Raw genomic sequence first — 19,165 nt, forward strand, 5'->3', positions numbered from 1 at the left:
TGCAGAAGGCCTGGCGCGCGGCGCTGGGCCCCCGCGAAAACGACCCCTGGCTGGTGCGCCGCGAAGGCCCGGCGCCCGAGCCGCAATGGGTCACCGTGGATGGCACGCGCTACGTGCTGCATGCCTTCTGCAAACCGCACGACTGCCACGACAACAATGCAGTCGCGCTCTACGACCAGGGCTCGGGACGCATCTACGGGCTCGTGCAGCGCAACGGCAAGAACAGCCTCGTGGGCGCGCCGCCGCAGGCGCTGGCACCGCAGCTGGAAAAGCTCTGGCGGGAGCAGTGGCGACAGAAGAACTGACCTGACCGGGGGCGCCCCCCAACGCACTACCACGAATGATGGATGTGCAACGGCCGGCAGAGGCAGACACTGCACGCCACCACCGACCGTGGAGGAGGCAGAAGCCATGGCACTCACGCCCGAGCAACAGCAGGCCATTCGCGACGAAGAGTATTTCCGTGTCGAGGTGCGCAAGTCCCTCGCTGCACCGAAGGAGCCGCCGACGCTGATGGCCCGTCTCTCGGACTTCGGCGACTCCAAGGTGGGTTTCTGGCTGTTGACGACCGTGCTCGCGGGCCTGGTCGCCACGGGGTTCACCAAGCTGCAGCGCTATCTGGACCAGGAAGACATCGCGCGCCGCGAGCTCGCCGAACGCAGCCGCCGCGACGCGGACATGCTGCTCAAGCTCGGCCCGCTGCTGACCTCCGACAAGCGGCCGCAGGTGGACATGGCCATCGTCCTGCTCAACAGCCTCTCGGCCGGCGACGGGATCGACAAGCAGGTGTCCGGCCAGATCGTTGCGCTGTTCAGGAGCACGGCCGAAGCCGGCAACCGCCCCAACGCCACGCCCGAGGAGCGCGTGGCCAGCCAGGCCATCTACAGCTTCTTCGACAAGGCCGGCCTCTCGGCCATGCAGGCGTGGGGCACGCCGGCCGCGGCCGCCGTTGCCGCCGAGCCGGCCCCGGCGGCAGCGGCGCCCAGCCTGGTGGCCGCAGCGCTGGACAGCGCCTCGCTGCCGGTGCGCATCTATCTGCAGGTCGGCGACCGGGCCGACTGGCCGGCCGCGACCCGGGCGTCCGAAGGGCTGCGCCAGGCCGGGCTGATCGTGCCCGGCATCGAGCTGGTGCCGGCGCAGAACACGCCACAGCAGAACAGCGTGCGCTACTGCAAGGACAAGGTGTCGCCCGCCGCGCTGGAGCGCGTGCGGGCGGCCAGCGCCAGCCAGGTGAATCCGGCGCCGGCGATGACCGAACTGGCCTCGAAGCTGTGCGGCAACGTGCGCTTCAACCACTTCGAGCTGTGGTTCGCACGGCGGTAGCCTCAGCCGGCCGAGGGCCGCTCGAAGGTCAGCCAGCCGCCGAACGCCAGTTCGCCGGCGGGCCAGTCGGTGGCGGCTTCGGGGCAGCGGATGCCGCGCTGCAACAGCGTCACGGCGCGAAGCACGCCGGCATGCGTGACCCACAGCGTGTTCTCCCCACCCGCCAGCCACTCGTCGTGCGCGGCCGCCACGCGCTGCATGAAGACGCGCACGCTCTCGCCATGAACACCGGCAGGCGCCTCGGCGAAATTGCCGGTCCAGGCCTCGAAATCTCCTCGTGCGATGGCGGACCACGGCAGCCCTTCCCAGGCGCCGAAGTTCATCTCGGCCAGGCGGGCGTCGTGCTGCACCGCCAGCCCCGGACGCAATGCCGCGATGGCGTCGGCCAGCGCGGCACAGCGCCTCAGCGGCGAGCTGCGCAGCACGACGCCGGCAGGCAGCAACGGCGCGATGCGTTGCGCGGCGGCCAGCGTGGCTTCCGCCTCCGCTTCGAGGTCGGTGGCACCGTAGCAAAGCCCGGGCACCGCAAGCACGGGCGCGTGGCGCAGCAGCCAGAGTTTTTTTCCGCCGGTGTCGTTCATGCCTGCCAGGCGAGCACGAGGTAGATCGCCAACTCGCAGACCTGCTGGGTGGCGCCCAGGCCATCCCCCGTGAAGCCCTGCAGGCGCCGCAGGAAGAGCCGCGCCATCCATGCCGCGGCCAGAGCGACCGCCAGCAGCGCAGCACCGACATGCACGGCGTCATGCGCGCACAGCAGCAGCGCCACGGCGGGAACCGACCACACCACGGCGATGACCAGCGCCCCGCTGCCGATCGCATCGGCCAGCGGCTTCGCCTTGCTCGCTCCGCTGTCGCCCACGTAGGGCAGCCAGCGGATCAGGAACAGCGGCGCCAGCCGCGACAGCACATGCGCGCCGACGATGGCAACGGCCACGACCTCCAGCCCCCGCCCGGCCAGCGTGGCGAGCAGCGCGAACTTGAGGCCCAGCGCCAGCACCAGCGCCACCGCGCCGAAGGCGCCGATGCGCGAGTCCTTCATGATCTCCAGCGCCCTGTCGCGGTTGGCCGAACCACCCAGGCCGTCGGCCACGTCGGCCAGCCCGTCCTCATGGAAGGCACCGGTCAGCATCACGGTGGCGACGGTGCTCAGCACCGCCGCTGCGAAAGCGCCCGCCACGCCCGGCAATCCGGCACCCACGGCCACGAAGACCAGCGCGGCCACACCACCCGCCAGCCACCCGATGCCGGGCAGATGCGCCGCACTCGCCCTCAGCATCTGCGGGCTGAAACCGACCCATGCCGCCAGCGTGCCCGTCACCGGCACCCGTGTGAAGAACTGCAGCGCCAGCAGAAAGTGGCGAACGCCGTTCATCTTGTTCAGATGTCCTTGCGCGACACGCCTGCCGCCTCGAAGCTCGCCATCTCGCGCAGGATCCGGCAGGCCGATTCGAGCAGTGGCCAGGCCAGCGCGCCGCCGGAGCCTTCGCCGAGGCGCAGGTCCAAGTTCAGCAGGGGCGCCAGCCCGAGGTGCTGCAACAGCAGCGTGTGCCCCGGTTCTGCCGAGCTGTGCGCGGCCACGCAGCGCTGCGTCACATGCGGCTGCAGCGCCTGGGCGACGAGCACCGCGGCGCTGGCGATGAAGCCGTCGACCACGATCACGCGGCGTTCCTGCGCCGCCTGCAGCACGGCGCCGACCAGCGTGGCGACCTCGAAGCCGCCGAACGCGGCCAGCGCGTCGAGCGGCGCGATCGCGGCGGCATGGCGCGCGAGCACTTCGCGCAGCACATCCCGCTTGCGCGCCAGCCCCGCCGCGTCGAGACCGGTGCCGGCGCCGGTGCAGGCGCCGATGTCCAGCCCCGCGAGCCGCGAAAGCAGCAGCGCCGCCGACGAGCTGTTGCCGATGCCCATCTCGCCGAGCAGCAAGGCATTGCCCGGCAGCACGCGCACCACCTCTCGCCCGTTGGCGATGGCCTGCGCGCACTGCCCGGCCGTCATGGCCGGGCCGGCCGACGCATCGGCCGTGCCGGCGGCGATCCGGCGCGACACCAGCCCCGGGCGGGCCTGAAAGTCGCGCCGCACGCCGCAATCGACCACGGTCAGCGCCAGCCCATGCTGGCGCGCCAGCACGCTGACCGCCGCGCCGCCGGCCAGGAAGTTCTCGACCATCTGCCAGGTCACATCGCTCGGATACGCCGAGACGCCACGCGCCGCCAGCCCATGGTCGCCCGCGCAGACCAGCATCTGCGGCGCTTCGAGCATCGGGGCTTCGCTGCCCAGGATGAGGCCGATCCGCAGGGCCAGCGTTTCGAGCCGGCCGAGCGCGCCGAGCGGCTTGGTCTTGTTGTCGATCGCGCTCTGCAGGCGCGCCGCGAGCGAGGCATCGGTGATGTCGGAAATGGAGGGAATCGTCTCGTTCATGCAATCAGGCCGGCGAGGACGTCGGCGTCGAAATGGGTGTCGATGAAATCGGCCAGGCCGTCGAAGGTGCTGTCCAGCGTGGGGGCGGCAGCGCCGAACAGCGCATGCAACACCGCAGCATCCTCGAACAGGCCATGAAGGTACAGGCCGAGCACGTTGCCGCGCGCGTTCTGCCAAGCCAGCCCCTCGGGCATCACGGCATGGCCGTCCTGCGCCATCTGGGGATGCGCGGCGGTCTGGCCGTGGTGAATCTCGTAGCCGGCCATCGGCACGTTCGACAGCGCGGCCCAGCTGCCGGTCAGCGTGCCGAAGGTGGCCCTGCGGTGGCGCACCGTCTTCTCGCGCTCGAACACCGTCACCAGCGGCAGCAGCCCCAGGCCCGGGGCATTGCCGTCGATGCCATGCGGATCGACCAGCGCTTCGCCCAGCATCTGCAGGCCGCCACAAATCCCCAGCACCGCGCCGCCCCGGGCGGCATGCTCGGCCACGGCACGGTCCAGCCCCTGCGCGCGCAACCAGGCCAGGTCGCCGCTCGTGTGCTTGGAGCCCGGCAGCACGATCCAGTCGGCTGCGGCCACATCTGCCGGCGTGCGCGCCCAGACCAGGCGCACGCCGGGCACGTTCTTGAGCGACTGGAATTCGTCGAGGTTGCTGATGCGCGGGTAGGCGATGACCGCCACCGTCCGCGTGACCTTGCCGCTCGAGCGGCTGCGGTCGTCGAACACGCCGTCTTCTTCGGGCAGGCCGTGCTGCCACCACATCGGCAGCGTCGCGACGGTGGCCACGCCGGTCAGCGCCTGCAGCTTCTCCGGCGCCGGCGCGAGCAGCGAGGCATCGCCGCGAAACTTGTTGAGCACGAAGCCGTACAGCAGCGCGCGGTCGGCCTCGGGCAGCAGCGCCCAGGTGCCGTAGAGGTGGGCAAAGGCGCCGCCGCGGTCGATGTCGGTCGCCAGCAGGCAGCGGGCCTCGGCGTAGCGGGCCACGCGCAGGTTGACGATGTCGCTGGCCATCAGGTTGATCTCGGCCGGCGATCCCGCGCCCTCGATCACCACCACGTCGTTCTCGGCGCGCAGCTCATCGAGCGCCTGCGCAATCTGCGGCCAGACGCGCTCGCTGCGCCCGCGCCAGGGCAAGGCGGAGAGCGCCTCGCTCACCTGCCCCATCAGCACCACCTGGCTGTGGGTGTCGCGCTCGGGCTTGAGCAGCAGCGGGTTCATGCGCACGTCGGGCACGGCGTTGGCGGCCAGGGCCTGGAAATACTGGGCGCTGCCGATTTCGCCGCCGTCGACCACGCGGGCGTTGTTGCTCATGTTCTGCGCCTTGAAAGGCGCCACCTTGAGCCCCTGCCGCGCATACCAGCGGCACAGCGCCGTGGCCAGCCAGCTCTTGCCGGCTCCGCTGGTGGTGCCCAGGACCATGACGCACCGCGCCGGCCTGCTTCTCGCCGTTGAACTCATGCGCGAATTGTCGTTGAGCGCCGGGGCGCCCGAATCAACCGGCCAAAATGCGGCATCCTTCACGCATGCCGTCGGGGATGCGGTTGCGTTTTGAATCCGCGGGCACCGTTTGTCCGTATACAAGGCATATCAATGCATTGCGACCACGGACCCATGCCAGCCCTCAACGATTTGGCGCTCACCGTCGAGGAACGCGAGCCGGGCCTGTTTTTCTGGACCCTGCTCGAAGCCCTCGACCACAACGGCCACGCCGACGCACTCGACTACCGGGTGTACCGCTCGGCCGCCAAACCGCAGGCCAGCTACTCCAACGCCCTGGCGATGGGCGTTGCGGAGCTGCAGAAGATCAGCGCGTCGCGACCTTCTGCCTAGCCGCGTCCGGGGCATCCGGCGCCGAAGCCGTCGCGGCCGGCACTTCCCAGCTTCCACCGATCGCGCGGATCAGGCCCACGGCCGCCTGGTATTGCGCCGACTTCACCTGCAGCGCCTGCCGCCGGTTGCGCAATTCGCTGCGGCGTGCGTCGAGCAGGTCGAGCTGGCTGATGTAGCCATTGCGGTAGCGCGTGTCCGACAGGCTCGTCGCCCGCTGGGCCGACGACACCGCCTTGGCCTGCACCGTCGACTGCTCCTGCAGGATGCGGATCGCGGCCAGCTGGTCTTCGACCTCCTGGAACGCCACCAGCACCTGGGTCCGGTAGCTGGCCAGCGCACCGTCGAGCTGGGCGTTGGCGCCCTGCACGCCAGCCTCGCGGCGGCCGCCGTCGAAGATCGGCAGCGACAGCAGCGCGCCCACGCCCCACGAACGGGCCGACCACTTGAACAGGTCACCGATCTCGGGCGAGGCATAGCCGGCCGCACCGGTCAGCGAGATGTCCGGGAACCACGCGGCTTGCGCCACGCCCACCCGGGCCTGCGCCGCCAGCACTGCGTTCTGCGCGGCCGACACGTCGGGCCGGCGCGTGAGCACGGTGCCCGGCACGCCGGGCGGAATGGCCGGCAGCGCGGTCGCCCATTCGTCGGTGCGCACGCCGAAGCTGGAGGCCGAATCGCCCACCAGCACCGCGAGCGCATGCTCGACCTGGGCGCGCTGGCGGTCGAGTGCCAGCGCATCCGATTCGGTGGACGACACCTCGGTCTGCACCCGCGCCACGTCGAGCTCGGCGATGTCGCCGGCCGCCTGGCGGCGCTGCGTCAGGCGCAGCGTGTAGCTGTAGGCTTCGACCGTTTCGCGCATCAGCGCACGCTCGGCGTCGAGCGCGCGCAGTTGCAGGTACGTCTGCGCCACCTCGGCCTGCACCGCGAGCCGCGTGCTCTGCAGCAGGCCTTCACGGCCCGCGGCGTCGAGCTTGGCCGCGTTGCTGGCGCCCGAAAGGCGGCCGAACAGGTCCACCTCGTAGGAGAACGTGGCGCCGATGTTGGTCATCGTGCCCGGCTTCGTGCTCGCCGTGGCCTTGTCGAGACCGGCGCCGCGGTTGGCGCCCGCCCCGAGGCCGATCTGCGGCAGCCGGTCGGCATTGGCGCTGCGCGCCAGCGCACGGGCCTCGGCCAGCCGGGCGGCAGCGCCCTGGATGTTGTTGTTGTTGACGTCGGCCTTCTCGACCAGCGCATCGAGCACCGGGTCGTTGAACGCCTGCCACCAGGCGCCGCGCGCCTGCGCTTCCGAAGGCAGCGCCCGCGTGAAGCCGGCGGGCGGCGTAGCGCCCTGCTCCTTGAACTGGGCGGTGGTCTGGATCTCCGGCACGCCGGAGGGCACGGTGGCGCAACCGGCCAGCGCCAGGGCCGCCACCAGCGGCAGCAGAGCGCTGCGAACCAAAGGTTGGAATGCGAATTTCATGATGAACTTTCTTCTGGATCGATTGCGCGATCAGTCATGCGACTCGTGCGAAGGACGCGGCGAGGCCGGCACCGGGTGCAGCCCGCCACCGCCGGAACCGCCATGGGACGGCGCCGGATGGCCCGCCGAGACGAACTCCTCGCCATGCGGCACTTCGCCATGCAGCTTGAGTGGCCGGTTGCCCGCCAGGCGGCGCAGCAGCACATAGAACACCGGCGTCAGGAACAGGCCGAAGGCCGTCACGCCGATCATCCCGGCGAACACCGCCACGCCCATGGCCTTGCGCATTTCCGAGCCCGCGCCGGTCGACAGCACGAGGGGCAGCACACCCATCACGAAGGCCAGCGAGGTCATGAGAATCGGGCGCAGGCGCAGGCGGCTGGCTTCGATCGCGGCCTGGATCGGTGTCCGGCCCGCAAACTCCAGCTCCCGTGCGAACTCCACGATCAGGATCGCGTTCTTCGCACTCAGCCCCACCAGCACGATCAGCCCGATCTGCGTGAAGACGTTGTTGTCACCCCCCGATATCCATACGCCCGTCATCGCGGCCATGATGCCCATCGGCACGATCAGGATGATCGCGATCGGCAGCGTCAGGCTTTCGTACTGCGCGGCAAGCACCAGGAACACCAGCAGGATCGCCAGCGGGAACACCAGGAAGGCTGAGTTGCCGGCCAGGATTTCCTGGTAGGTCAGCTCGGTCCACTCGAAGCTCACGCCCTTGGGCAGCGTCTCGGCCGCGATCTTGGTGATCGCATCCTGCGCCTGGCCCGAGGAATAGCCGGGCGCCGGGCCGCCGTTGATGTCGGCTGCCAAGTAGCCGTTGTAGCGCATGGCGCGTTCCGGGCCGAAGGTCGAATTGACCTTCATCAGCGCGGCCAGCGGCACCATTTCGCCCGAGGTCGAACGCACCTTCAACAGGCCCACGTCTTCGGCACGGGCGCGGTAAGGCGCGTCGGCCTGGACGCGCACGGAGTACGTGCGGCCGAACTTGTTGAAGTCGTTGGCGTACAGGCTACCGAGGTAGATCTGCATGGTGTCGAAGATGTCCGTCACCGGCACGCCAAGCTGGCGGGCCTTGGTGCGATCGATGTCCGCGTAGAGCTGCGGCACGTTGACCTGCCAGCTCGTGAACATGCCGGTCAGTTCGGGCGTGGCGTACGCCTTGGCCATGAAGGCCTTCACCGCCTGGTCCATCTGGTCGTAGCCGACCGAGGCGCGGTCTTCGATCTGCAGCTTGAAGCCACCCGTGGTGCCCAGGCCCGCCACCGGTGGCGGCGGGAACATCACGATGAATGCGTCCTGGATGCTGGAGAACGCGCCGTTGAGCTGGCCCGCCACCGCACCACCGCTCTGGTCGGGGCGCTTGCGCTGGTCGAAGGGCTTGAGCGTGGCGAACACGATGCCCGAGTTCGAGCTGTTGGTGAAACCGTTGATCGACAGGCCCGGGAAGGCGATGGCGTCTTCCACGTTCGGGTTCTTCTTCATGATCTCGCCCATGCGCTGGATCACTTCGTCGGTGCGGTCGAGCGTGGCGCCGTCGGGCAGCTGGGCAAAACCGATCAGGTATTGCTTGTCCTGCGCCGGCACGAAGCCGCCGGGCACGGCCTTGAAGAGACCGAAGGTCACGGCGATCAGCGCGACGTAGATCGCCAGCATCAGCGCCTTGCGCGAGATCACGTTCTTCACGCCGCCGCTGTAGGCCTCGGAGCCGCGATGGAACAGGCGGTTGAAGCCGCGGAACAGCCAGCCGAAGGCCTTGTCCATGCCGCGCGTCAGTGCGTCCTTGGGAGCGTCATGGCCGCGCAGCAGCAAGGCGGCGAGCGCCGGCGACAGCGTCAGCGAATTGATCGCCGAGATCACCGTCGAGATTGCGATCGTCACCGCGAACTGGCGGTAGAACTGACCCGTGAGGCCGCTGATGAAAGCCAGCGGAACGAACACGGCCACCAGCACCAGCGCGATCGCGATGATGGGCCCGGACACTTCGCGCATCGCCCGGTACGTCGCTTCACGCGGCGTCAATCCGGCCTCGATGTTCCGCTCGACGTTCTCCACAACCACGATGGCGTCGTCCACCACGATGCCGATGGCCAGCACCAGCCCGAACAGGCTCAGTGCATTGATCGAGAAACCGAGGACGTGCAGCACCGCGAAGGTACCGATCACCGACACCGGCACGGCCAGCAGCGGAATGATCGACGCGCGCCACGTCTGCAGGAACAGGATCACGACCAGCACCACCAGCATGATGGCTTCGAGCAGCGTGTGGATCACCGATTCGATGGACGCGCGCACGAACTGCGTCGGGTCATACGCAATGCGGTATTCCAGGCCTTCGGGCATATTCTTGTTGAGCTCGGCCATCGTCTTGCGGACGTTGGACGAGATGTCGAGCGCGTTGGAGCCCGGTGCCTGGAACACGCCCATGCCGACGGCCGGGTCGTTGTTGAGCAGCGAACGCAGCGAGTAGTCGGCGGCGCCCATTTCGAGGCGGCCGATGTCACGCAGGCGGGTCACGGCGCCGTCGGTGCCGCTCTTGACGATGATGTCGCCGAACTCTTCCTCGCTCTGCAGGCGCCCTTGCGCATTGATCGAGAGCTGCATGTCCACGCCCGACAGGCCCGGCGAAGCGCCGACCACGCCGGCCGCGGCCTGCACGTTCTGACCACGGATGGCAGCCACCACATCGCTCGCCGAGAGGCCGCGCTGCGCGACCTTCTGCGGGTCGAGCCAGACGCGCATCGAGTAGTCGCCGCCGCCGAAGATCTGCACCTGGCCCACGCCTTCGATGCGCGCGAGCGGGTCCTTGACGTTCAGCACCGCGTAGTTGCGCAGGTAGTTGATGTCGTAGCGGTTGTTCGGCGAGACGAGGTGGACCACCATCGTCAGGTCAGGGGCGCTCTTGACGGTCGTGATGCCCAGGCGCCGCACTTCCTCCGGCAGGCGCGGCTCGGCTTGCGAGACGCGGTTCTGCACGAGCTGCTGTGCCTTGTCGGGATCGGTGCCGAGGCGGAAGGTGACGGTGAGCGTGAGCACGCCGTCGGTGGTCGCCTGGCTGCCCATGTAGAGCATGCCTTCGACGCCGTTGATCTGCTCTTCGAGCGGCGTGGCCACCGTTTCAGCGATCACCTTCGGGTTGGCGCCCGGGTACTGGGCGCGCACCACCACCGAGGGCGGCGCGACTTCGGGGTACTCGGAAATCGGCAGCCCGCGCAGCGCGATCAGGCCGGCTATCAGCATCAGTAGCGACAGCACGCCGGCAAAGATCGGCCGGTCGATGAAGAATTTTGAGAGATTCATGATGGTTCTCCGGCGAGCGCCAGGGCGCTCCCCTCCGTGATCAGGACTTTGCGGCCTCGGCCACGCGTTCCGGTTGTTGTTGCTTCGTCGCGTCCGCCTTGGCGTCCATCGTCACGGTCTGCGGCGCCAGCAGCGCACCGGGGCGGATGTGCTGCAGGCCATTGACCACGACGCGATCGCCGACCTTCAGGCCCTTGCTCACGACGCGCAGTCCGTTGATCGATGCGCCAAGCGCCACTTCGCGGTAGACGGCCTTGTTGTCTTCGCCGACGACCATCACGAACTTCTTGTTCTGGTCGGTGCCGATGGCGCGTTCGCTCACCAGCAGTGCGGTGTCGTTGCGGGCCTGGCCCATGCGGATGCGGGCGAACTGGCCGGGGATGAGCGCGCCGTCCTTGTTGTCGAAGGAAGCGCGGACGCGCACGGTCCCGCTGCGGGCATCGACCTGGTTGTCGATCAGCTGCAGCTTGCCGGTGAAGGGCGTGCCGTCGAGGCCGGCGGTGCCCATCTGCACGGGGATCGTGTCGATCTGGCCGCGCGCACCGGCGTTGGCCGGCAGGTCCTTCAGGGCCCGCGTGATCACCTGCTCGTCGGCATCGAAGCTCGCATAGATCGGGCTCACCGACACCAGCGTGGTCAGCACCGGTGCGCCGGGGCCTGCGGCCACCAGGTTGCCCACCGTCACTTCGATCTTGCCGATGCGGCCGGACACCGGCGCCCGCACCTGGGTGTAGCCCAGGTTCAGGCGGGCCGATTGCAGCGAGGCCTGCGCGGCGCGCAGGTTGGCTTCTGCTTCACGGCCGGCGTTCACGCGCTCGTCGTACTCGCGCTGGGCAATGGCCTGCTCGTCCCACAGGCGCTTGGCACGTTCCTGCTCGCTGCGGCTGAACGACTGGCGGGCCTGGGCCGATGCGACCTGCGCTTCGGCACGCTCCACCTCGGCGGCGTACGGCGCGGGGTCGATGGTGATCAGCAGGTCGCCCTGCTTCACCAGCGCGCCTTCACGAAAGTGCGCCGCCTGAACGGCGCCCGCCACGCGGGATCGCACGTCGACGCGCTCGACCGCCTCGAGCCGGCCCGAGAACTCGTCCCAGGCATTGATCTCGCTCGAAGCCACGGCGGCAACCGACACCGGCGTGCCCTGTTGCGCCGCGGCCGGTGCCGTGGCCTCGGCCTTGAAGCTGTGCATGCCCAGCACCGCGGCGGCCACCGCCAGCAGCGCAGTCAGGCCGGTCACGGCGGGCCACAGGCCCTTGCGGGCGGCGGAAGACAGTTTTTGATTGTTGTTCGACATGATGTTTCGTCCTTCTCGATGACTTCTTGGGATGCAACAGGCCACCCCGGCGCTTTTGGCACCAGGAGGCGGAATTCGGAATAAGAGGGCCGGACACCCGCCTCAGAAGAGACGGCGGCTGTCGTCAGTGGGCGTTGCCGACTCTTGCGGGTCTAGCTGGGCTCAGGGACCGCAGGGGGCGGCGTGGTCGCGCTGAAGAACTCGCGAAAGTGCTGCTGCACGCTGGCTTCGCAGGCGGCACAACCCGAGGCTTCGGGGTCGTACAGCGCCTTGGGCCAGTTCGATGCGCCGGGCAGCACGCTGCTGGTGACCTCGATGCCGGCTGCGCGCAGGCGGCCCGCAAAGGTCATCGCCTCGTCGCGCATCGCGTCGTCCTGCCCCACCAGCACCAGTGCGGGCGCCAGGGCGGAGAGCCGGAGCGATCCGCTCGGCACCGCATAGGGGTGCGTGGCGTTCGACGGGCAGCTCAGGTACTTCTCCCAGCCGCTGGCCCAGCGGCACTCGGCCGCATCGTTGGTTGCCTTGCGCAGCGACGCGGTGCCTGCGCACGGGTCGAGCATGGGCGACAGCAGGATCTGGCCCGCCAGTGGCGGATGGGCCCGGTCGCGGGCGATCAATGCGACCGCAGCAGCCAGGTTGCCACCGGCTTCCTCGCCGGCCAAGTAGACCAGCGCGCCCTTGCCACCCAACTTGGTGCGCTGCTTGTAGAGCCACTCGAGGGCGGCGTAGCCCACCTCGATCGGCTCCGGGAATGGCGACTTGGGTGCCAGCGGGTAAGCCACCGAGACCACCACGGCGCCCGCGCCGACCAGGAGCCGTGCCACGTTGCGTCCGTTGTCCAGGCCACCGCACACGAAGGTGCCGCCATGGAAGTGCAGCACCAGCGGCACCGTTTCACCCTTGGGGCGCTGTCCGTAGACACGGGCGGCCACCGGTTCGCGACCGGGCAGCGCGATCGACAGATCGGCTTCCACGCCTTGTGCCGCGCCAGCAACGGCAGCTTCGGCAGAACGGGACGATGGAACGGGTGACATGGGCGACCTCAGGGGGATGGGCGATGGTTGAAATATAAGGCGCCCTGTGCGGCATGAAACAGGGAACATGCCCCTACTCTGTTTCCAAACCGCTAACAATCGGGCAATCGCTGGGGGTTAGCTGCTTGTGTGAGAATCCGCTCCCCCCGGTATCGGCCGGGCCCCCAGAACAGGCATTCAATGGATCAGATCCAGGCAATGCGGATCTTTGTCCGCGTGGTGGAAGCCGGCACTTTTACCCGGGCGGCAGATTCGCTCGCCCTGCCCAAAGGCACGGTCACCAAACAGATTCAGGCGCTGGAATCGCGCCTGCGCGTCAAGCTGCTCAACCGCACCACGCGGCGGGTCACGGTCACGCCCGACGGCGCGGCCTACTTCGAGCGCGCGGCGCGCCTCCTGAACGACTTCGACGACATGGAAGCCAGCATGACCAATGCGCAGGCCAGCCCCACGGGGCGGCTGCGCATCGACGTGGGCACGTCGGTGGCGAGGCAGATCATCCTGCCCAACCTGGCCAGCTTCTGCGACCGCTACCCCGACATCCAGGTCGACCTGGGTGTGAGCGACCGCACGGTCGACCTGATCAGCGACAACGTCGACTGCGTGATCCGTGCCGGCGAGCTCAGCGACCAGTCGCTGGTGGCGCGGCGCATCGGCACACTGCATTTCGCGACGGTGGCCTCGCCCGCCTACATCAAGCGCTACGGCATGCCCCAGCACCCGAACGACATCGAAAAGCGCCACCATGTGGTGAGCTATTTCTCGGGCACCACCCGGCGCATCTACCCGCACGAGTTCCAGAAGGGCGACGAGCGCATCGAGTTGAACGGGCCCTACCGCGTGTCGGTCAACGAAAGCAACGCCCACATCGCGGCGGTGCTCGGCGGCTTCGGCATCTCGCAGTGCATCACCTTCATGGCCGAGCCGCTGCTGGAAAGCGGCGAGCTGATCGAGGTGCTGCCCGACTGGCACCGCGATCCGCTGCCGATCCACGTCGTCTATCCGCCGAACCGCCACCTGAGCGCCAAGGTGCGAGCGTTCGTGGACTGGGCCGCCGAGCTGTTCGCCAAGAACCCGCGGCTGCAACGCCGTTGAACGCGCTTGCGTCACTTGCATCTGCAAGCCGGAAAAGGTACACCGACCGAGGCCGCACGGCGCCTCGGGTGATATCGCCAGGAAGCGCTCGGGCCAGGTAGTTCTTTTTATCTAGCCACCCACGCAAAGGGGAGCCATGATTCATCAGATCCAAGTGAACGGAAAGACGCGGCGCGTCGACGTGGACGCCGATACGCCGCTGCTCTGGGTCCTGCGCGACCACCTCCAGTTGACCGGCACGAAGTTCGGATGCGGCGTAGCCCAGTGCGGCGCCTGCACCGTGCACATCGACGGGCAGCCGCTGCGCTCCTGCTCGATCCCGGTCTCCGCGGTCGGCAAGCGCGCCATCACCACCATCGAAGGCGCAACGAGCCGCGAGGCCAAGGCGGTGCAGGCCGCGTGGATCGCGCGCGACGTGCCGCAGTGCGGCTACTGCCAGTCGGGCCAGATCATGAGCGCGGTGGCGCTGCTGAAGGAAGTGAAGAAGCCGACCGACCGCGACATCGACCTCGCGATGAACGGCAACATCTGCCGGTGCGCGACCTACGTGCGCATCCGCGCGGCCATCCATGACGCGGCACGCGCGCTGCAGGGCTGAGGCGATGAACACCGCCACCACGCCGCTCCCCGAAGCACCGGAAACCACCGGCACCACCGGCGTTTCGCGCCGCGCCCTGCTCCAGGCCACCACCGGCCTGCTGGTCGGCGTGTACCTGACACCGACGACCCGCGCCGCGCAAGCCGTTGCGTCGAAGGCCAGGACCACCGCGCTCGCACCCAACGCCTTCGTGCGCGTCGCCACCGACAACACCGTGACCGTGCTCGTGAAGCACATCGAATTCGGCCAGGGCCCGATGACCGGCCTCACCACGCTGGTGGCCGAGGAGATGGACGCCGACTGGTCGCAGATGCGCGCCGAGCATGCGCCGGCCGATGCGAAGCTCTACAACAACCTCTCCTTCGGACCGCTGCAGGGCACGGGCGGCTCGAGCGCCGTGGCCAATTCGTACGAGCAGATGCGCCAGGCCGGCGCCGTCGCGCGCGCGATGCTGGTCCAGGCGGCCGCCAATGCCTGGTCGGTGCCCGTCTCGGACATCGCGGTGGAGCGCGGCGTGCTGCGCCATGTGGCCTCCCGGCGGCAAGGCCGCTTCGGCCAGTTCGCGGTGGCGGCATCGAAGCTGCCCGTGCCGCAAGACGCGCCGTTGAAAGACCCGTCGTCCTTTCGCCTCATCGGGCGCGAAGGCGCAGTGAAGAAGCTCGACGTACCCGGCAAGACCAACGGCACCGCGCAGTTCTCGATGGACATCCACGAGCCCGGCATGCTCACCGTCGTGGTCGCGCGGGCGCCGCGCTTCGGCGGCAAGGTCGCGTCCTTCGACGCCACCGCCACGCGCGCGGTCACCGGCGTGGTCGACGTGAAGCAGATCTCCGCCGGCGTGGCCGTCTACGCGAAAGACACCTGGTCCGCCATCAAGGGCCGCGAGAAGCTGCGCATCGTGTGGGACGACGCAGCCGCCGAGAAGCGCAGCAGCGCGCAGATCGTCGAGGACTATCGGAAGCTTGCCCGCTCGCCCGGCACGGTGGCCGCGAGCCGGGGCGACGTCGCGGCCAAGGTCGCCGGCGAGCGCGTGATCGAGACCGAGTACGTCTTTCCCTACCTCGCACACGGGCCGATGGAGCCGCTCAACGGCTTTCTCGTGTGGGACGGCCGGCGCGTCAAGGCGCGCTACGGCAGCCAGATCCAGACGCTCGACCAGATGCAGATCGCCAAGGTCTTCGGCATCAAGCCGGAGGACGTCGAGATCCAGACCATGCTCGCGGGCGGCAGCTTCGGACGCCGCATCGACCTCGGCAACGACATGATCCTGGACCTGGCCGAATCGGCCAAGGCGCTCGGCCCCGACAAGCCGGTGAAGATCGTCTGGACGCGCGAGGACGACATCACCGGCGGCTTCTACCGCCCCGCCTTCGTGCACCGACTGCGCGGCGTGCTGCGCGACGGCAAGGTGGCCTCGTGGAGCAACACGATCGTGGGCCAGTCCTTCATCATCGGCACCGCCTTCGAGGGGCTCATGAAGGATGGCATCGACGGCACGATGGTCGAGGGCGCGAAGATCATTCCCTACGACATTCCCAACTTCCGCTGCGACGCGCACATTGCCAAGGGCGCCGTGCCGGTCACCTCGTGGCGCTCGGTGGGCAGCACCCACACGGCCTATGCCACCGAGTGCTTCATCGACCAGCTGCTCGAAACGGCCGGGCTCGATCCGGTCGACGGACGGCTCTCGCTCATGGGCAAGTCGGCGCGCCATGCGGGCGTGCTGCGGGCGGTGGCGGAAATGGCGAACTGGTCGGGCAGTCAACCCGAGCGCGGACGCGCGCGCGGCGTGGCGGTGGCCGAATCCTTCGGCACCTTCGTGGCGGAGATCGCCGAGGTGTCGATCGGCGAGAACGGCGAGCCGCGCGTGCACAAGGTGTGGTGCGCGGTGGACTGCGGCACCGTCGTCAACCCCGACATCGTGCGTGCGCAGATGGAGGGCGGCATCGGCTTCGGGCTGGGCCACATCCTGTTCGCGCAGGTCAGCCTCAACGAGGGACGGCCGGTGCAGCGCAACTTCAACACCTACCGGTCGCTGCGCATCCAGGAGATGCCCGAGATCGAGGTGAAGATCATCGACTCGAAAGAAAAGCCCACGGGCGTCGGCGAGCCCGGCGTACCGCCCATCGGCCCCGCGGTGGCCAATGCGCTGGCGCGGCTCGGCAAGGCCCGGCCCTCGCAGTTGCCGATGGTCAGGGGGGAGGCATGATGAAGCGCCGCCTCTTCGCGCTGCCGGGCCTGTGGGTCGCCGCCCTGCTCTCGCTGGCCGTCGCGGGCAATGCCCCGGCACAACTCGCACCACCGGCCAATCCCACCACCCTCAAGCCCGCCTCCGAGTTCGACCGCATCGAGAACAAGCAGGACCGTGCAGCCGCCCTCTTCGTCGAGGCCGGCAAGGTCATCAACAGCCCGCGCTGCCAGAACTGCCACCCCGGCGGTGAACGCCCCACGCAGACCGACGCGATGAACCCGCACCAGCCCTGGGTGGTGCGCGGCCCCGACGGCTTCGGCGCACCGGCCATGCGTTGCGCCACATGCCACCAGGCCGCGAACTTCGAAAGCTCGGGCGTGCCGGGCCATCCCAAGTGGCACCTCGCGCCGGCCTCGATGGCCTGGCAGGGCAAGTCGCTTGCGCAGATCTGCGAGCAGATCAAGGACAAGTCGCGCAACGACAACATGGACCTTGTCGCGCTGGTCAAGCACATGTCGGAAGACACGCTGGTCGGATGGGCCTGGAAGCCGGGCGCCAACCGCACGCCGGCGCCGGGCACGCAGCAGCAGTTCGGCGCGCTGATCCGCGCGTGGGCGGAGGCTGGGGCCTATTGCCCGAAGTCCTGAGAGTCTGTTCTGCGATCTATTTATTTGGGGCACGTTGGGGGGCTGCTGCTGTTCAGGGCGCGATCCCGCCGACGGTGTACTCTGCTCCGCGAATGTCCCCCGGCGCGGCCTAGGGCCGCAGGCCTCCTCCTTTATTTCGCTGCGCAGAGCACACCATCGGCGTGATCGCTCAGCGCAGCGTTTGATCCGCCGGCACGACGGCTGCGCCTCTCGTGCACAGGGCACCGGGTGCTCCCCGCAGCGAAACAAAGGAGGAGCGAAGCGGGGGACATTCGCGGAGGGGAGTACCCGGTGGCCTGTGCACGCACCCCGAACAAGACCGCATACCGCGCCGTGCAACCCAGACAGCCCTCGCTACAGCGCCGGATAGACCGGTTCGCAGCGAACATCGGTCTTCACCGAATTCGCGATGAAACACTCTTCATGCGCCCGATGGTGCATGTGATCGATCTGCTCGCGCGTCGGCATGTTCGCGCCCGAGAACGTCACCTGCGGCCGCAGCGTGACCACGGTCATGGCCATCCTGCCTTCCGCGTTCTTCTCCATGACGCCGGTCGCCGCATCGAAGTAGCGGTCGACGCAGAACTTGCGTTTCACCGCCATCGTCAGGAACCAGAGCATGTGGCAGCTCGACAGGGAGGCCACGAAGGCCTCCTCCGGATCGACGGCCGACGCGTCGGAAAACGGGAGCGGCACCACATGCGGCGACGAAGACCCCGCGACCTCCGCGCCGCCGTCGAAACGCAGTGAATGCCTGCGGCTGTAGGTGTTGGCCAGGAAGTCCTGATCGCCTCGCTGCCACAGCACTTCAGCGGTGTATTCGGACATGGTCGTTGTTCCCCGTGTTGGATGAATGGATGGATGGGACGCTGAAGGCTCCGTCCTCGTCAGGCGCCAAGCAGCTTGATCAGCAGCGGCACCAGCAGCGCCGTCGCGATCCCGTTCAAGCCCATTGCCAGCGCCGAGAACGCGCCGGCCGTCTCGTTCACCTGGATGGCCCGCGCCGTGCCGATGCCGTGCGCCGCCATGCCGACGGCGAAGCCGCGCACCGCGGGCTCCTTGATGCGCAGCAGGTTCAGCAGGCCGGTCGCCATGATCGCGCCCGAGATGCCGGCGACGGCGGCGGCCAGCGACGGCAAGCCGCCGATCTTCTCGGCCACGCCCATCGCGATGGGCATGGTGGCCGACTTGGGCGCGAGCGACATCATCAGTTCGTGCGAGCCGCCCAGCGCCCACGCAATGCCGATGGCCGAGACGATCGCGGCCACGGAACCCACCAGCAGCGCCACGCCGATCGGCAGCCACAGGCGCCGCAGCCGCCCGACCTGGCTGTAGAGCGGCACGGCCAGCGCCACGGTGGCCGGGCCGATCAGGAAGTGCACGAACTTCGCGCCTTCGAAGTACGTGTCGTACGGCGTGCGCGTGACGAGCAGCACGGTGACGATGACGATCACCGACACCAGCACCGGATTGACCACCGGGTTGGCGCCGCTGCGCTTGTGCAGCCACAGCGCCCCCAGGTAGGCCAGCAGCGTGAGCGACAGCCACAGCAGCGGCGACTGCGCGAGAAAAACCCAGATTTCGGAGAGCTTGGCGGGCGCGGTCATTCGGCGTTCTTTCCGGTGATGCGGATCATCCAGCGGAATGTGAGTGCCGTGACGGTCATCGTGAAGGCTGCGCCCACGATGCCGGCCGCGAGGAACGGCAGCCATTCGCGCCCCACCCGCTCGAAATGCAGCATGACGCCGGTCACCGCCGGGATGAACAGCAGCATGAGGTTGCGCAGCAGGTGGCCCGAGGTGTCGCTCAGAACCTGGGGCACGCCGCCGCGCACGAGCAGCGCGATGAACAGCAGCACCATGCCGATCAGCGGACCGGGAATCGGCAGGCCCAGCCACTGCACCAGCAGTTCGCCGGCCAGTTGGCAAAGGAAGAGCGTGGTGATGGCGGAGAGCATGTTTCGGTGAGGGT

18 protein-coding genes are annotated in these 19,165 nt (G+C 68.7%); 7 read left to right on the plus strand and 11 right to left on the minus strand.

What is annotated here, in order from left to right; genetic code table 11:
* Both AC1DXX_RS27840 and AC1DXX_RS27845 read left to right on the plus strand, forming a co-directional pair.
* The coding region (locus AC1DXX_RS27840; RefSeq protein WP_478137445.1) for an Ivy family c-type lysozyme inhibitor at positions 1–305 on the plus strand (305 nt) is incomplete at its 5' end.
* A gap of 106 nt (positions 306–411) precedes the next feature.
* On the plus strand, positions 412–1,323 hold the full coding sequence (locus AC1DXX_RS27845; RefSeq protein WP_478137446.1) for a hypothetical protein: 912 nt from the start codon (positions 412–414) through the stop codon (positions 1,321–1,323).
* A gap of 2 nt (positions 1,324–1,325) precedes the next feature.
* Here the strand turns inward: AC1DXX_RS27845 and AC1DXX_RS27850 are convergent, their stop codons facing one another.
* The 4 genes from AC1DXX_RS27850 to AC1DXX_RS27865 are packed head-to-tail and all read right to left on the minus strand — an operon-like array spanning position 1,326 to position 5,198.
* A complete protein-coding gene (locus AC1DXX_RS27850; RefSeq protein ID WP_478137447.1) occupies positions 1,326–1,904 on the minus strand; it encodes a histidine phosphatase family protein in 579 nt (192 codons plus the stop codon).
* Positions 1,901–2,695: an adenosylcobinamide-GDP ribazoletransferase gene (locus AC1DXX_RS27855; RefSeq protein ID WP_478137448.1), complete on the minus strand. Its 795-nt coding sequence runs from the start codon at positions 2,693–2,695 to the stop codon at positions 1,901–1,903. The genes AC1DXX_RS27850 and AC1DXX_RS27855 overlap by 4 nt, the downstream gene beginning before the upstream one ends.
* Positions 2,696–2,700: 5 nt before the next feature.
* Positions 2,701–3,741 (minus strand): nicotinate-nucleotide--dimethylbenzimidazole phosphoribosyltransferase, encoded by a 1,041-nt coding sequence (gene cobT, locus AC1DXX_RS27860; protein WP_478137449.1) that lies wholly within the window; start codon positions 3,739–3,741, stop codon positions 2,701–2,703.
* Positions 3,738–5,198: a cobyric acid synthase gene (locus tag AC1DXX_RS27865; RefSeq protein WP_478137450.1), complete on the minus strand. Its 1,461-nt coding sequence runs from the start codon at positions 5,196–5,198 to the stop codon at positions 3,738–3,740. The genes cobT and AC1DXX_RS27865 overlap by 4 nt, the downstream gene beginning before the upstream one ends.
* Before the next feature lie 153 nt (positions 5,199–5,351).
* On the opposite strand from AC1DXX_RS27865, the gene AC1DXX_RS27870 reads away from it, so the two are divergent.
* Positions 5,352–5,570, plus strand: coding sequence for a hypothetical protein (locus AC1DXX_RS27870; protein ID WP_478137451.1), 219 nt, complete (start codon positions 5,352–5,354; stop codon positions 5,568–5,570).
* Here the strand turns inward: AC1DXX_RS27870 and AC1DXX_RS27875 are convergent.
* From AC1DXX_RS27875 to AC1DXX_RS27890, 4 genes are all read right to left on the minus strand, one after another.
* Complete coding sequence (locus tag AC1DXX_RS27875) at positions 5,545–7,032, minus strand: efflux transporter outer membrane subunit (RefSeq protein WP_478137452.1); 1,488 nt, start codon at positions 7,030–7,032, stop codon at positions 5,545–5,547. The two genes, AC1DXX_RS27870 and AC1DXX_RS27875, sit on opposite strands and share 26 nt — an antisense overlap.
* Positions 7,033–7,062: 30 nt before the next feature.
* Positions 7,063–10,335 (minus strand): efflux RND transporter permease subunit, encoded by a 3,273-nt coding sequence (locus tag AC1DXX_RS27880; protein ID WP_478137453.1) that lies wholly within the window; start codon positions 10,333–10,335, stop codon positions 7,063–7,065.
* Between the two features lie 40 nt (positions 10,336–10,375).
* Positions 10,376–11,629, minus strand: coding sequence for an efflux RND transporter periplasmic adaptor subunit (locus AC1DXX_RS27885; RefSeq protein WP_478137454.1), 1,254 nt, complete (start codon positions 11,627–11,629; stop codon positions 10,376–10,378).
* Between the two features lie 152 nt (positions 11,630–11,781).
* Entirely contained in the window at positions 11,782–12,663 is an 882-nt protein-coding gene (locus AC1DXX_RS27890) for an alpha/beta hydrolase (protein ID WP_478137455.1), read from the minus strand.
* A gap of 180 nt (positions 12,664–12,843) precedes the next feature.
* Between AC1DXX_RS27890 and AC1DXX_RS27895 the strand changes: the two genes are divergently transcribed.
* The 4 genes from AC1DXX_RS27895 (at position 12,844) to AC1DXX_RS27910 (ending at position 17,194) form a co-directional block, all read left to right on the plus strand.
* Positions 12,844–13,758 carry a LysR family transcriptional regulator gene (locus AC1DXX_RS27895; RefSeq protein WP_478137456.1) on the plus strand — a complete coding sequence of 305 codons (915 nt, stop codon included), beginning with the start codon at positions 12,844–12,846 and terminating at the stop codon, positions 13,756–13,758.
* Positions 13,759–13,894: 136 nt separating this feature from the next.
* Positions 13,895–14,356, plus strand: a complete 462-nt coding sequence (locus AC1DXX_RS27900; RefSeq protein ID WP_478137457.1) for a (2Fe-2S)-binding protein — start codon at positions 13,895–13,897, stop codon at positions 14,354–14,356.
* 4 nt (positions 14,357–14,360) lie between these two features.
* Positions 14,361–16,565 carry a xanthine dehydrogenase family protein molybdopterin-binding subunit gene (locus AC1DXX_RS27905; RefSeq protein WP_478137458.1) on the plus strand — a complete coding sequence of 735 codons (2,205 nt, stop codon included), beginning with the start codon at positions 14,361–14,363 and terminating at the stop codon, positions 16,563–16,565.
* On the plus strand, positions 16,562–17,194 hold the full coding sequence (locus AC1DXX_RS27910) for an Isoquinoline 1-oxidoreductase subunit (RefSeq protein ID WP_478137459.1): 633 nt from the start codon (positions 16,562–16,564) through the stop codon (positions 17,192–17,194). Before AC1DXX_RS27905 ends, AC1DXX_RS27910 begins: the two co-directional genes overlap by 4 nt.
* 354 nt (positions 17,195–17,548) lie before the next feature.
* Here the strand turns inward: AC1DXX_RS27910 and AC1DXX_RS27915 are convergent, their stop codons facing one another.
* From AC1DXX_RS27915 to AC1DXX_RS27925, 3 genes are read right to left on the minus strand one after another with little or no spacing between them, the layout of a single operon-like run.
* A complete protein-coding gene (locus AC1DXX_RS27915; protein ID WP_478137460.1) occupies positions 17,549–18,022 on the minus strand; it encodes an OsmC family protein in 474 nt (157 codons plus the stop codon).
* 59 nt (positions 18,023–18,081) lie between these two features.
* Positions 18,082–18,801 (minus strand): LrgB family protein, encoded by a 720-nt coding sequence (locus AC1DXX_RS27920; protein ID WP_478137461.1) that lies wholly within the window; start codon positions 18,799–18,801, stop codon positions 18,082–18,084.
* On the minus strand, positions 18,798–19,151 hold the full coding sequence (locus AC1DXX_RS27925; RefSeq protein ID WP_478137462.1) for a CidA/LrgA family protein: 354 nt from the start codon (positions 19,149–19,151) through the stop codon (positions 18,798–18,800). The genes AC1DXX_RS27920 and AC1DXX_RS27925 overlap by 4 nt, the downstream gene beginning before the upstream one ends.
* Positions 19,152–19,165 lie beyond the last annotated feature (14 nt).

Source organism: Variovorax sp. P4_B10 (genome assembly GCF_056402375.1).